At 40.5% G+C, this 14,855-nt stretch carries 8 protein-coding genes; 5 read left to right on the forward strand and 3 right to left on the reverse strand.

Annotation, left to right across the window (positions count from 1 at the left end; translation table 11 throughout):
• Positions 1-259 precede the first annotated feature (259 nt).
• The 3 genes from ACFFRD_RS24095 to ACFFRD_RS24105 all read left to right on the forward strand — a co-directional run bounded on the left by ACFFRD_RS24095 (position 260) and on the right by ACFFRD_RS24105 (position 4,596).
• Entirely contained in the window at positions 260-640 is a 381-nt protein-coding gene (locus ACFFRD_RS24095) for a hypothetical protein (protein ID WP_392477934.1), read from the forward strand.
• 59 nt (positions 641-699) lie between these two features.
• Complete coding sequence (locus ACFFRD_RS24100) at positions 700-2,967, forward strand: EAL domain-containing protein (protein WP_392477935.1); 2,268 nt, start codon at positions 700-702, stop codon at positions 2,965-2,967.
• Between the two features lie 420 nt (positions 2,968-3,387).
• Positions 3,388-4,596, forward strand: a complete 1,209-nt coding sequence (locus ACFFRD_RS24105; protein WP_392477938.1) for a NupC/NupG family nucleoside CNT transporter — start codon at positions 3,388-3,390, stop codon at positions 4,594-4,596.
• 20 nt (positions 4,597-4,616) lie between these two features.
• Here the strand turns inward: ACFFRD_RS24105 and ACFFRD_RS24110 are convergent, their stop codons facing one another.
• Together ACFFRD_RS24110 and ACFFRD_RS24115 are read right to left on the reverse strand one after the other, a co-directional pair.
• Positions 4,617-5,141, reverse strand: a complete 525-nt coding sequence (locus ACFFRD_RS24110; RefSeq protein WP_392477940.1) for a DUF2085 domain-containing protein — start codon at positions 5,139-5,141, stop codon at positions 4,617-4,619.
• 41 nt (positions 5,142-5,182) lie between these two features.
• Complete coding sequence (locus ACFFRD_RS24115; RefSeq protein ID WP_392477941.1) at positions 5,183-7,294, reverse strand: TIGR00300 family protein; 2,112 nt, start codon at positions 7,292-7,294, stop codon at positions 5,183-5,185.
• Between the two features lie 1,306 nt (positions 7,295-8,600).
• Between ACFFRD_RS24115 and ACFFRD_RS24120 the strand changes: the two genes are divergently transcribed.
• Positions 8,601-10,172, forward strand: coding sequence for a glycosyltransferase family 39 protein (locus tag ACFFRD_RS24120; protein ID WP_392477943.1), 1,572 nt, complete (start codon positions 8,601-8,603; stop codon positions 10,170-10,172).
• On the opposite strand, the gene ACFFRD_RS24125 is transcribed toward ACFFRD_RS24120, so the two are convergent.
• Complete coding sequence (locus tag ACFFRD_RS24125) at positions 10,169-10,309, reverse strand: hypothetical protein (protein ID WP_392477944.1); 141 nt, start codon at positions 10,307-10,309, stop codon at positions 10,169-10,171. The two genes, ACFFRD_RS24120 and ACFFRD_RS24125, sit on opposite strands and share 4 nt — an antisense overlap.
• Positions 10,310-10,855: 546 nt before the next feature.
• Here ACFFRD_RS24125 and ACFFRD_RS24130 point away from each other — a divergent pair.
• Positions 10,856-14,797 carry a DUF2157 domain-containing protein gene (locus tag ACFFRD_RS24130; protein ID WP_392477945.1) on the forward strand — a complete coding sequence of 1,314 codons (3,942 nt, stop codon included), beginning with the start codon at positions 10,856-10,858 and terminating at the stop codon, positions 14,795-14,797.
• The last annotated feature ends 58 nt before the right edge of the window (positions 14,798-14,855 follow it).

Consider the following 14,855-nt stretch of genomic DNA (forward strand, 5'->3'; position numbering starts at 1 on the left):
TTACGTATAAAAAATAGCTAGTGTTTTATGTATACATTATTGTGGGTTTTATACTTAATTTACTTCTGAGTTTGAATATAAGTTGGTTATGTAAATGATTTTTTATCACAAATTAGAAATTCGTGTTTAGCCAAGCTAGAATTAAATTGCATAATTTTTGATTACTTAGCTTTCAAGTAATATTACTGAACTACGATCTGCTATAAAAAAGCAATTACGTAGATACCCCTTATAGATAAACTGCATAAGGCGAAAAAGAATGCCGAATAAATCTAATGTAAGACTTACGTTAAATTTCAACGATCTAAATTTAGAACCTAGAGAGCAAGATGAGCAGGCTCAATGGTTCATAACTGAACTGAAAGAGATGGATGAAATAGAAAATGTTACTCGTGTATACGATGCCAATCCTCCAGAAGGCAATAAAGCTTTAGGTGGTTTTTTAGTAGGAATGTTAATAGCAGAATTTAATGCAGAGAATACAAAAAAAATATTCAGGTTTTTGAGTGATCGTCTTGGCGGAAAGTCTATTCAGCTAGAGTTAGAGGCAAATGGTATGAAATTGAAAGTATCTGCTCATAGCCGAGAAGAATTAGAACTTGCGATTAAAGCTGCTCAAGAATTTATAGCAGCTAAATAAATTTACTATAAAACAGCAAAGAATTTTGATTTTTTTTAGCGCAATATAAAGATATAAAAATGGCAAAAATAGCATTGTTAATTGGAGTCGATGAATACGAACCTGGGTTAAGCCCTCTTCCAGCAGCTATGAAAGATATTGAATCATTGCGTCGGGTTTTACAGGACCCTGACATGGGAGATTTTAACGAGCTAAAGAGTTTAAAAAATCCTGATCCTCAGACAATGCAGTACGAAATTGAAGCACTTTTCTCAGAGCGAACTAAAGAAGATTTGATACTTTTCTATTTTTCTGGGCATGGTATTAAGGATGACACAGGTAATTTATACTTTGCAACTCGCGCAACAAAGAAAAACTCAAGGGGAGAATTAGTAAGGGCAACTGCTGTCCCTGCAAACTTTATTCATGAAGTAATGAAACGTAGCCGCGCGAAGCGGCAGGTAATCATACTCGACTGCTGTTTTAGTGGAGCATTCGATCCAATTCTATCTGCTAAAAATGACAATTCCGTTGATTTACAAGGACAACTAGGTTCAGAAGGACGAGTAGTTCTGACATCCTCCAGTTCTACTGAGTATTCTTTTGAACAACAAGGCTCAGAACTATCTGTCTATACTCGTTATTTAGTAGAAGGCATCGAAACAGGAGCAGGCGATCTTAATCAAGATGGACAAGTATCCATATTAGAGCTTCATGAGTATGCTACTAGCAAAATTCAAGAAGTGCTTCCTAGTATGACTCCTAAAATCATTGTCCTAAGAGATAAGGGCTTTGAAATCATATTAGCGAAAGCAAAATCTATACCCATTCCAGTTTTAGAAACAATTCAGACCAAGATTCACATCGGAGAAGTTAAATTAGAATATTCTAAAAAGCTAAGTAATACTAGGTACTATAATCCTATCCCAAGCTTATTACAACCTTTTGAATCCTTTATTAGCAGATTAGCTGAACGATTAGGAGAATATTCTGTTAAATATTTATCTAACAACACTGGAGATACAGCAGCTACAGTTCAAAATTTTATTCTTGAAGTTATTAGACAAACTTCAGACGCAGACTTAGTGTTTGTAATGCATCGTGTCGAAAATCAAAATAGTTGGAATATAAAGGCACAAAGCAATTTTAGTGAAATTATTGATGATGATGCTTATGGCAATATTCTAAAAAATAAAATTCTTTCTAATATTCCAATTAATTCTATCTTTACTTCAGATCATCAGGGGATTTACAGAATTCACTATGATGAGCAAGAATCAGCATCTAAAGCTTTTATACTGATACCTTTAGATACGTTAGATAATGAATTTATATTAGTCTGTGGTTTGTTAAAAGATTCTTATTTACTTAGCGATGCTTACTGTACAATCATATCTAGTTTCTACGAAGCTAGCCAGGAATTATATCTCCAACCTACAAGAGTTGAAGCAGCAATTCTTGACAATTTGAAAAAGAATTACGGTTTTGTTCCTTTTTCTTTCTATGAGAAAAGGTTTAATCTTTTTTGCGATCGTCTAGCCAAAATTATTATATATTTTGAACCTATTCTTGACTTAGATACATTTTCAATTAGTGGTTGGGAAGCTCTTGCTCGCGATCCAGATAGCTTGATAGCTCCTGTTGATCTATTCTATGCTGCTGAGTTATGGGGACGTAAATTTACAATTGAGTTAGATCAAGTTCTTCTCAATCTGGCGGCTGATAGCTATAGACGAGCATTAATTGAAGCAAAACAAAGTAGAACTCATGAAATACTTCCTCTATCAGTCAATGTGTATCCAGAGTCTCTGATGCGAACCGCTTATTTTGAGACTGTTCGTGAGATTGTTAAAGAAGGAACAAGCAATCACATTACAGCCAAAAAGCTAATTTTAGAAATTTCCGAAAAAACTGATTTGCCAATTTATCAGGATGGAGTGAAGCTTAAATCTCCTTTAGATACATTTAAAACTAGATTGTCTAAATATGTTCAAGAGTTAAAAATTAAATTTGGTATTGATGATTTTGGAGTTGGTTATGCGTCAGTCTCTCGATTAGCAGGACTTAATCCACCTTATGTAAAAATTGACCGTGAAATTCTTTATCAAGAACCCGTTAATGTTATTATCGAGTTTGTTCAAAAAATAGTTACAACAACGAATCCACTAAACCCAGCAAGTATAATTGTTGAGGGATTAGATGAAAATTCACCAGTTACACTAAATCAATTGAAAAAATTAGGTATTAGCTATGTACAAGGTCATATAATTGGAAAGGCAGAACCTACAATTTATCGTTTATCTCAAGAGAAAAGTGAGTTTTTAAGAAAGCAGATATTAGGAGAGTAATTCTGAGAAGGTTATGCAGGAGGTGCTGCACACGCCTCCAATGACTTCTATGCACTCATTGGTAGCCATCTCAGCTGTTGGCTACCCGCGCCCGCCAAGAGGGTTGAGGTCAAAACTAGATTATTTAGAAATATTACAATGATTTGACGCAATACACTTGGGTTAGGCATTTCTTTCTTCTCTCTGCGCCTTCTCTACGAGACGCTACGCGTTGGCAAAGCCTCTCGTAGAGAAGGCGGTTCGTTAAACAATAACAGAGTTTTAGCCTTAACTGAAGGTATTGTAATTTGACGTGCGATCGCTAATTTCTTGTTTACAGCATCAAAACTCTAGTAATTGACTACAAAGCCACAAAAGAAGGCAGATTTTTGTGTATGCTTTGTGTCCAAGTGCCTTAGCGATACCTTTTTGGGAGTAAACATGGAACGCGCCATCTCTGCGTTAGGAATCTTAGTTTTTATCGGTATATCCTACGCTTTTTCGGTTAATCGTCAAGCGGTGCGTTGGCGCATAGTGGCGTGGGGTTTGGGATTAGAATTTGCATTGGCAATCGTGATTCTTAAAACTCCTTGGGGTTTGACTGTGTTTAAATTTCTGGGAGATTTTGTCAGCAAATTTTTAGCATTTTCTGATGTTGGTGCCAAATTTGTCTTTGGAGAAAATTTTAAGGATCATTTCTTTGCCTTCCAAGTGCTGCCGACAATTATCTTTTTCTCTGCCTTTATCAGTGTCTTATATTACTACGGCATTTTACAGCGAGTGGTAAATGTGATGGCGTGGGTAATGACGAAGACGTTGAAAACATCGGGTTCTGAATCTTTATCCTGTGCGGGTAACATCTTTTTAGGGCCAACAGAGTCAGCACTGATGGTTAAACCTTATATCGCGAAGATGACGCAATCAGAACTTCATGCCGTGATGACGGGTGGTTTTGCCACAATTGCAGGTGGAGTACTAGGGGCATATCTTTCTTTTGGGATACCAGCAGAACACCTAATTGCTGCTTTTTTTATGACTGCTCCCACATCATTGGTAGTATCAAAATTGCTGTATCCAGAAACAGAAGTATCAGAGACGCTTGGTGAAGTAAAGGTAGATGTAAAAACCAATTATGTAAATGCAATTGATGCTGCTACAGCCGGAGCAATTGACGGCGTGAAACTAGCGGTTAACGTTGGGGTAATAATTATCGCTTTTTTAGGATTATTGGCTGCTTTAAATGCACTGCTGGGATGGTTGGGGGCATTTGTGAGTTTACCGCAACTGTCATTACAGCTGATTTTATCTATTTTTATGGCTCCCGTAGCATGGTTAATGGGCGTACCTTGGGCTGATTGTCAGCAAGTGGGGGCTTTGTTGGGTACAAAGACAATTCTCAATGAGTTTATTGCTTTTTTGGATTTGAAGGCACTAATTGAAAGTGGTAAAATTTCCCAACGTGCAGTAATTATTGCGACTTACGCCTTATGTAACTTTGCAAATATAGGTTCAATTGGCATTACTATTGGCGGCATTACTGGGATAGCACCTAATCGCCAGCATGATTTAGCTCGTATGGGTGTAAGATCAATGATTGGCGGATCATTGGCGGGTTTTATCACCGCTTGCATTGCTGGGATGCTGATTTGAAGAAGAAATTAGGAGTAAGACTAAAATCGCTCCAAACTAGTTTTAGCACCCCGCCACCCGTGGAAAATAGGCATAGTAAACAATCCCCAGGCTAAACCCGTAATCAACCCAAAAAGTGTAACCAGATAATTATTAAAACTCCACAAACCGAAAATTTGTGCTGCCAATTCTAAAGGATAAGCCATCATCAGCACACTAGCGATCGCCATACCACTCCATCCATACTGGCTTAACCAGTAAAATCCTTTACCACCAGTTACCCCATACAGCAGGCGAGTAATCAGCAAACCCGTGACAGTGCCGTAACAGCGCATACACACAGCCATAATATATGGTGGTGCCAAATCTAACCCCATAGTTGGTTGCGGACACACATGATTACCCATGAAATAAATGATGTCCGCAATCCCAGGAAGCAAAGACACTCCAGACGCAGCCAGAAAGGGAGCAATTGGCGGGCCAAAAACCATCCCTACTAACAAGAAATCAGCAATCAAACTTACCCAATTAACCTGAAACTCTTCCCTGAAAGCTACTCTTGTCATCTCCCTTTCTCTGCGCCCTCTGCGCCTCTGCGGTTCGTCTCTTAACCTACCTTATTTACATAGGGACTTGTCAACTTATCCAACTGCTGAATCAACAGACTCAGGAACAATCCCACATCCGTAACCACACCCACCGATTCTACAGAACCGCGATCGCTTAACTTAGTCACCACAGCTGGATTAATATCCACACACACCATCTTCACCCCCGCCGGAGTCATATTTCCCACGCCAATGGAGTGCAGCATTGATGACAGCATCAAAATCATTTCCGCACCTTCTAGGTGTTTAGCATATTCCTCCTGTGCCTGAATCAAATCCATTTGGGTATCAGGTAAAGGCCCGTCATCCCGAATCGATCCCGCAAGCACAAAAGGTATATTATTATGGACGCACTCATACATCACGCCACTCTTAATTGCCCCCGCCTCCACAGCTTTGGGAATGCTGCCATAACGACGGATACTATTAATTACCTTCAGGTGATGGCGGTGTCCACCACGAACGGCGATACCCCGCTTCATGTCCACACCCAAGGAAGTGCCCATGATATTTTGCTCGATGTCGTGAACTGCGATCGCATTTCCACCCAGCAGCGCTTGTACATATCCTTCTCGAACCAGTTGCGCCAAGTGTTCGCCGCCACCAGTGTGAATCACCACGGGCCCAGCCGTGACAACTACCTTACCACCAGCATCGCGGATTTTCCGTAATTCCCAAGCTACTTGTTCAACCACCAATTCCACGCGCCGTTCGCTGGAAACGCCCGCCGACATGAAGCTGAATTCTTGGGTACTGCGTTGTTCGCGCGATTCAGTTTTGCGAATGGTACGGATACCTAGTACATCTACAATTACTCGTTCGCCAACTTCTAAATCTCGTAGTATTTTACACCTAGCTACGAAGCCAGAAGGGGTTTGAGTAATTGCGATCGCGCCATCCATGCGCTGATTTTCTACCTTGATCCACTGCCCATTAATTCGGACTTCGGTAGGATAAATTGTACTGACGTAGAAATCATCAGGTGCTACACCATCTTGGATTACAGGTTCCAAGATCGCGTCTCGCTCATCATGGGGTAAATCTACTGCACCTAAATCAATCAATAGAGAGATGATTTCTTCCATCACCTCATGAGATGGTGCTGATACCTTCACTTCGGCGGCGGAGGTACTTTGCCGTTGTTCTCCCAAGTTGAAATTCAGAACTTGGAAGCTTCCCCCGGCATCTATAATCAAATCCAAGGCGCGGTTAATTAAGCCAGCATCAAGTAAGTGTCCTTCCATGCGAATGATTCGGCTTTCTACCGAGACATTGGCATGAATTTCATCCCTAACTGGTTCCGTTACCCGCAAGGTTAAACATTTAGCTGCACCACCAGCTTTGAGAAATTCGGTAAGCGGTGTTTCCAGCACTTGGAAACCCACTTCTGCAAGGCGGGTTTTCAAAGCTTCACTCGCTTTGTTCATGATCACAATGCTGTCCACATTCACCGTATTACAAGCGAAGTTGACTGCATCGGCTTCAGCAATTGCGATTCGCTTTTCTGGTGCGACTCGCATTTCAATTAAGCGGTTGGAGTAAGAATCAAAAGCGCCTGGATAGTACAGCAAATAGCCATTTGCTAAGGGACAAAAACAGGTATCCAGGTGATAGAAACGTTCGTCTATGAGTCGCAAAGAGAGAACCTCTATATCCAGCCATTTAGCTAGATAAGGGTGAGAATCTAATTCTGAACGGAAACCGTATCCCGCCCATAACCAGCGTCCTTCTCGATCTAAGAGTGCATCTCCTGCACCTTCAAAGGGCAAATCTTTAGGAAGTTCATTGACTGTATAACCATTTTCTTCAAACCATTGTTTGAAGAAAGGTTCCTCTCCCTGACGTTCTTTATGTAAAAAGCGACTGAGTACGACATTTTCACCCAGTACCAAGCCAGCGTTGGCGGTAAAAACTAAATCAGGCCAACCTTTTTGGGGTGGTACTAAGTCTACAATGGCGTGTTGTTTAAGGATCTGGTGTAATCCCTGCCACTGTTCCACGGCGCGATCGCGCGATGATTTGTGAATATTCCCTTCCATCCAGGGGTTAATCACATAGTCTACATCGTAGTGGTCAGGAGGACACATCAAAAAGCGAATACGGGAAGTCATAAAAATCTTACAAGCGTTTTATATGCTACTATACTAAGGGCCTATCTTAGGATGGAAATTTTGATTTCCTGACATTTGGCCAAATCTTGCTACTACAGCTTCTATCTTTGTGATAGTTGAAAGCTTTACAAAGGCTTCGTCCTTAATTCTATTACTGGAAGATAGTAATAAGTAGAGTCGGTGGCAAAATTAGGATAGTTTTGGCGGCCCTAAATGTTTCAGTAGTGCTGAGTGAGTATGTTTTTAGCAAAGATGTGGAGGCTTTTAAACAAACGTTAACCTACTCTTTGGTTTCCATCCTACTCAAAGGTGTATTTATAATATCTTAATATTAGCTTTATTAAATATTTTTATTTTTCATACAAGTATTTTACATCTACGCTACAAGTATCATGTAGGAATCCTATTTGATTTTTGCAAAGTAAAGTACAAGTTAAAGAGCCTTCTTTGCTCTTGCCTATTACCTCTTGCGCTACGCTTCTCTACGAGAGGCTTGTCTGCGACATGCTCCGCCAACGCGAACGCGCACAACGCAAATAAATTTCAAAAATCAAAGCAGACTGCTATATATCTATAGGAAGCATCCCGATTTTTTAAAAATTCACGAAACTGAGACACAAACCCTTTATAAATGTCTTCCCTTTGCGGAAATCTAGTTCTCTCCGAGACACTGAGCGTAGCTTGTTTCAACCTAGGAGTATGTAGTACGTTTATCCATTCTCTTATTCTTGTCCTAATGCAGCGCAATAGTAAATTTAAAAATCTAGGATGTTCCGTATCCATATTTCTATATTATTTAATTTATACTATAAAACAACAGATAAACAATTGCATTTTGTATGATATCTTGTTGCTAAAATCTGCAAAAATTTTAAAGTTCATTCTATGGATAGAGGATACTTTTAGCTCATATATTTATAAACAATCTGTTTGACAGTAATTGAGTGTTAAGTTGTGAGAGCATATCTAGATATTTACTGTCGGTTTTATATCTAAGATGTTCAAAACAAATAGTAAAAAAGGAAAAATAAAATATTTGGCAGTTTTGTTATTAGTTTAATAGCTGAATATTAAACATAGTCTACCTTAAGAAGCGTAGTTTTTTAGGTTGGTGCAGCGATCGCATAACCCAACATAAATAAGGTGGTAATATTGGGTTGCGTTTCACTCTACCCAACCTACATAAATATATCTTTTAAAAAACTCTATATTTCAACATAGATGGAACCTTTTATCGCGATAAGAATAAAATTTTATCCCAGTTCATTCATGCTTTGAGGAGATCGAGAAATACATGAGAAAGCAATTGTCAAAAAGCTGGCTAACTTCCCTATTTTGGTTACGTTTTTTAATTATCATCCTATTAGTAATAGGTGTATTTTTCCGTTTCGTCAATATTGATAAAAAAGTCTATTGGGGTGATGAAGTTTTCTCCTCATTACGCATATCGGGTTATATGCAGTCAGAAATGAATGAGCAGTTAAGCAATGGTAGTTTGCTTACTACAAAAGATTTGAGTAAATACCAATATCCCAATTCTGAAAAAAATACAATTGATACAATTAAAGGGATTATTGTAGAAGACTCACAGATTTTGCCGCTATACATTTTAATGACTAGGTTTTGGGTACAACACTTTGGTGATTCTGTAGCAGCGGTAAGAAGTTTTTCGGCATTCACTAGTCTGTTCGCTTTTCCTTTTATTTATTTGCTATGTGAAGAATTATTTGGGTCTTCACTAATCGGGTGGATGGCCATCGCTTTGGTAGCTGTTTCACCTGTTGAGGTCGTGTATGCACAAGAAGCACGAGCATACAGTTTATGGATAGTAGCCATCTTAATGTCGAGCTTCGCAATGCTGCGAGCCATGCGCCTTAAAACAAAGGTTAGTTGGTGGATTTATGCAGCAACATTAGTAGTAGGGTTTTATACTCATATATTTTTTGCCTTGGTTGCTCTTGCACAGGGAATTTATGTAATTACAATCGAACGCTTTCGATTGAATAAAACCACAATTGATTACCTAATTTCATTCTTTGCAGGGTTTATAACTTTTGTACCTTGGCTTTGGATTATTATTACCAACCCTCAGCCACAAGCAGTAGATTGGGCAAATGCTAAACAAACGTTATTTGGGTCAGTGGCAAGATGGGCTGGTATCTTGAGCCGCACGTTTCTTGATTTGGGTATTAGTCCTAGTGATTCAGGAAAAATTAAGTTTGCATTAATTCCATTTATTATAATTATTTTTGCTCTAATTTTCTACTCAATTTATATTCTTTGTCGAAGCACACCTAGAAAAGTTTGGTTATTTGTCTTAACCTTGATTGGATCGCTAGGGCTTCCCCTATTCATATTGGATTTTGTCTTTCAAAAGCGCTACGCTACTACTCGATATACCCTTCCCTTAACTTTAGGTATACAATTAGCTGTTGCTTACTTACTTACTACTAAATTAACTTCTATTTCTCCTAAAGTTTGGCAAAGAAAGCTCTGGCTACTTGTTCTATTTATGATAATTACGAGCGGAGTGATATCTTGTAGTCTCAACTCGCAAGCTAAGATTTGGTGGAATCAATTCCCTGAAAGATACCAAGAATATCCGAAAATAGCTAACATTATTAGTCAAAGTAATCAACCGCTTTTAATTAGTGATAGTGGCATAATTCCATCAATTCAAATGCTTGGTCATTTAGTTGATCCCAAGGTGCAGTTTCAAATTGTCAAAAAGAATAGCTTACCTGAAGTTACTAATGGTTTTACTGACATATTCTTGTTCAATTGCTCTGATTATTTAAAAGCGGGAATTGAGAAAATTTATAACTCAAAGTTACAGCAGATAAACCACTTACTATGGAAAGTAACAAAATCCACCTAAACCAAGGAAACGATCGCACCTAGCCTGGATTTCTCACTTGTGAGAAATCCAAGGGGTGTGGGAGGTGTGGGAGGTGTGGGAGGTGTGGGAGGATGGAGAAGAAGTCTTACCCCCCACACTCCCCAGGGCTGTTTCATTCCCTAAAGAGCGCTAAATATCAAGGGTTCTAGCGATTTAAAATTGATTATTTTGTTACCAGCGTGCCAAGAAAATGAACAATTTTACTGTTGTTCAAGTGCTTAAAAGTTCATCTTCTCGTCACCCTCACTTACAATTTTCTCGCTAACCATCTTGACAAATCCTGTTTGAAATGGAATGAAACAGCCCTGCCCACACTCCCTACACTCCTCTTCTCCCTCTGCCTACACTATGCGTGAGAAATCCGGGCTAGGCTTTAAAAGCAGACAGTTAATTAGGTTGGTGCAATTAAAGCTAAGGGATCTGCGGGTTAATAGTATCCCAACTAGACGGGTTTCGACTGCGCTCAACCCTCAGCCATCGAGAGTTGAGCGCAGTCGAAACTCGGTTTACTGGTACTTTATTTTTACGCAAGTCCCTTAGTATTTGAATATCGTTAGTAGGTTAAAAGTTAACATCAATTAGCCTAAGAAGTGGCACAATTAGAACCAAAATATACTTTAATTGAAATCTACTGAAAGTATATACTGATACTGCTGCCGCTTATGTCATCGCCCCTTGAGCGCCCGCTAAAATTTGAAATTAGACTGCCATCGTCACATCCTCAGTTACTAGAAGGACTAGATATATGGCTGCGTTTAGGTTTAATATCCGATACCCAAGTTAGGCAGCTATGCCAAGAGTTTCTGGTGTGTTCGGTGGTGTTGCCACCCCAGCCTGAAGCTAAAAAAAAGGTAGTTTTTTTAACTTCTGATCCCGTGCAGGAGTTACCCATAGCAGCTTTACAATCTAGCCGCCGTAGACAACCACAACAAAAAACAGTCGAACCCAACTTTCTCAGTACAATGTTGCAGTCCTTGGGGGCAGAACTGAGTGTACGCTGGCTGCTTTTTCTAGGGGTATTTCTGGTAGTGGTATCCTCTGGGGTACTGGCTGCGAGTCAGTGGGAAAGGTTTCCTGCTTCTGGACAGTATGGAGTTTTATTTGCTTATACTCTGAGTTTTTGGGGATTAAGCTTTTGGGCGACTAGGCAAAACAACCTGAGATTGACGGCTCAAACTTTGCTGATTGTCACCCTTTTGTTAGTTCCAGTAAACTTTTGGGCAATGGATAGCTTTCAATTGTGGCAAAATCCTCTGGATTTGGTTGCAGTTGCGATCGCCTGGCCTAGCCTCACTGCTATAACTGTCTTACTCTCCAAAAATCGGACTATTTTTACCAATTTACGTACTGGCAAATTACCTTTAGCCAATATTCTAGGGCTGAGTTATCTGCATTGGGGTTGGCAATTGCCAGGATTCCCCTTAATTGCCATCTATGTGGCAATGATTGGCACAACTATAATTACTATTTATCACAATTACCAACAGCCTAATATTGTCAGTGAGGAAGATAGAAGCAATCGCCGCAGCTTAAGTATTAGTTTACCTGCCGCCGTAATTATTTATGCTTTGATAGTGCTGCTAGTGCGGGCAATTTTTGTTGCTGGGGTAAATGTCACTCAGTTGGGATTAGCTATTGGTATTTGCGGCTGGCTAGTAACTTGGTTAGTACAGGAGAGAGGGGGCAGGGGGCAGGGGAGCAGGGGGGCAGGGGGAGCAGGGGGAGCAGAGGAAGTAACTGTAATATACCCCTCATCTCTTTTCCTTTGGGAAAAACTTGGTGGGATTCTACTGTTTTTGGGTTGGCTGGTTTCGGTAGTAAATTATCCTTGGCAAGCAATAGCTGTAAGTGGTTTAGGTTTGTGGTTTGTGGGAAGTCGATTGCGGCGGCACAGTTTAAAGCTAGACTTCGCTGCGGTTTTCGTCATCGGTTTAGAGACGATTTGGCTAGGTTGGCGATTAGTACCTGATAGCTTACAGAAATTAGCGATCGCAACTGGTACTCAACTCACAAATTCTCAAAATGAACCTTGGGCTTTGCTGGGTGTAGCTTTATTTCCCTACATAATTTTGATGGTGGCGCTTACTGATAGCCTACATCGCACCGAAAAGCGAGAACTAGCTAAATTTGGCGAACTGCTCACCCTCTTACTAGGAGCCTTTTTAACAACGCTCGCGATTGTCAATCCTGTATTGCGATCGCTAAATCTGCTATTTTCTACCATAACTCTGGCATTCGTCACTCAACGCCGTTCCCCCGCATCCCTTCCCCTGGTATATCTAACTCACGTCATCGGGGTGCTGACATTTTGCTCTACCATTCATTGGCTGGCACCAACCCTTAGTCAACAAGTCTGGGCAAGTATTTTATTAGCTCTGATGGTTGCAGAATGGCGATTTAGCGTAAAAGAAGGAGTATGGCAACGTAGTGCATGGGATATCGGTTTAGGACTAGCCGCCGCTAGTTTTTTCCTATTGTGGATGAATGCAGAATCATCTTGGTATGGTGTCGCTGACAGCCAAGCTTATTTGGGAGCCTTATGGCTAGTTACACCTATAGCTCTCACGGGTGTTGCAAATTGCACAACTACAGAACGTCGGACTACTACCCGTTACTTGAGTGTCTTGGCTGTGGGAGTTGCCCAGCTACTTACTCTACAGTTACCAGGAACCAGATTAATTGGTTTGGCAGTAGGTACAGGACTAATGTTTGTAAATACGCGCTATTTACGAAACCAACTATCTGCGGTAATTACAGAAGGATTTGCTCTGAGTTTCATCGGGGCGCTGCTGTGGACGGGTGTACCTGGTTTACCTCATCTCCTTCTCGGAGGTTGGTTTCTCGTCGGCGCGATCGCAATCCTAATTCTATGGTTAGCCAGGACAGTTTTGAGCCGACACGGAAACGAATTAGCACTTAATTATGCAGCCGCCAGTGATAAATGGGCGATCGCATTGTGTGGTTTTGAGTTGTTGAGTTTGACGCTACACTCAGTGCTGATTTACTCAGGGTTTATCACTTCAGGATTTTTGTACTTAGCTGCCACTATAATCACCTTAACAGCCATTGTTTATCGCAGTTGGCGAGAACCGACCAATTGGGCATTCTATGGCATCGGGTGGTCTTTAGAATTGTTAATTGCCCAAGTGTTGGGATTTGGGGAACGCTCAATTGTTAGGATAGCGATCGCAAATATCGCTTTAGGTTTAATCGCTCAACTTGTCGGCGAGTGGTGGCGGCGACGACATCAATTAGAAAAACTTCCTAGCAGCCTTCACATTTTGCCATTAATTTATGGTGCATTCAGTGTGTTGCTGCGTTTGAACACCTTTACCGAGTGGACTGGTTTATATTCCTTGGGTGTAGCTTTAATTATTATTGGCGTAGGGCGACGGCGTGAGAACTTTAAACCCCTGCTGTACTTAGGAATCATTGGCGTATCCATTTCTGCTTATGAACTTTTGTTCTATCAAATGTCACAAGCTTCAGGAGGAGCATTAGGTGATGGATTAATTGCCATGTCTGCCCTTGGTGCCAGTATCATGTATGCTTACCGTATTTTGTCACCAAGGCTTGTCAACTACTTACGCCTAACTCCCCAAGAATTGAAAAGAATTGCCCATATTCATTGGGCTTGGAGTAGCTGCTTATTAATGGCTGCCATTCCTCTTCCCATTGGAATTAACCGTTTGGTGGGATTAGCAACAGGGGTATTTTTAATTCGTTATGCCATCTTTCAAGGACGAAATTCGCGCACTTCCCCTAGCATTTTGGGAGGAATCACAATAGCCGAAATATGGGTTTACCTTGGCTTATTAGAGGTAGCCGGTATGAGGGTTTATTGGCGCGAGACAGCAGTGGGAAAATTTTGGGCTGGGCCGTTAGTTCCTTGGAACGGTGCGATCGCCTGTGTGGTAGCCTATTTTCTATACATCCTGCCTTGGGAAAGTTGGGGTTGGTCTAAAAAACCTTGGCAGCAATCCGCCTACATCATACCACTGATAATTTTATGGGAAACCAGGCTGCAAACTTACCCCATTACCTTGGTACTCGCAGCTGGATTCTATATCTTCCTGGCAAAGGTGGGTGAAAACATCCGTTTTACTTATGTTAGTGTGGCGTTGATTGATTGGGCAGTTTACCGATGGTTTGATTCCTTACGCCTGACTGATACTTTATGGTATATAACGCCAATTGGATTATCACTGCTTTATATTGCTCAGGTAGATACCCAACTGAGGCTACCAGAGTACAAACCGGCTCGTCATATTCTGAGATTGCTAGGTAGTGGTTTAATTTGTGGATGGGCAATTTTATTTAATCAAAACACAGCCTGGATACCTGGAATTTTCAGCCTCATCGCCATTTTTGCCGGATTAGCTTTGCGAGTGCGGGCTTTTCTCTACATTGGTACAGCCACTTTTTTAATTACTACAATCTATCAATCGGTAATTTTTAGTTTGCAGTACTCCTTTTTAAAATGGGTTGTAGGCTTACTAGTTGGCATCCTACTGATTTATATTGCCGCCAACTTTGAAACCCGCCGCACTCAAATAACTTCCTTAATTCGTAGCGCCATTGATGAATTTCAAACATGGCAATAGAGAGAGGATTGATTCAATTTTTTGTGTGTTTTAAGAGATCAGATAACCAGTATCTAGT

This window comes from Nostoc sp. C110 (genome assembly GCF_043099725.1).
Lineage (GTDB): Bacteria > Cyanobacteriota > Cyanobacteriia > Cyanobacteriales > Nostocaceae > Nostoc > Nostoc muscorum_A.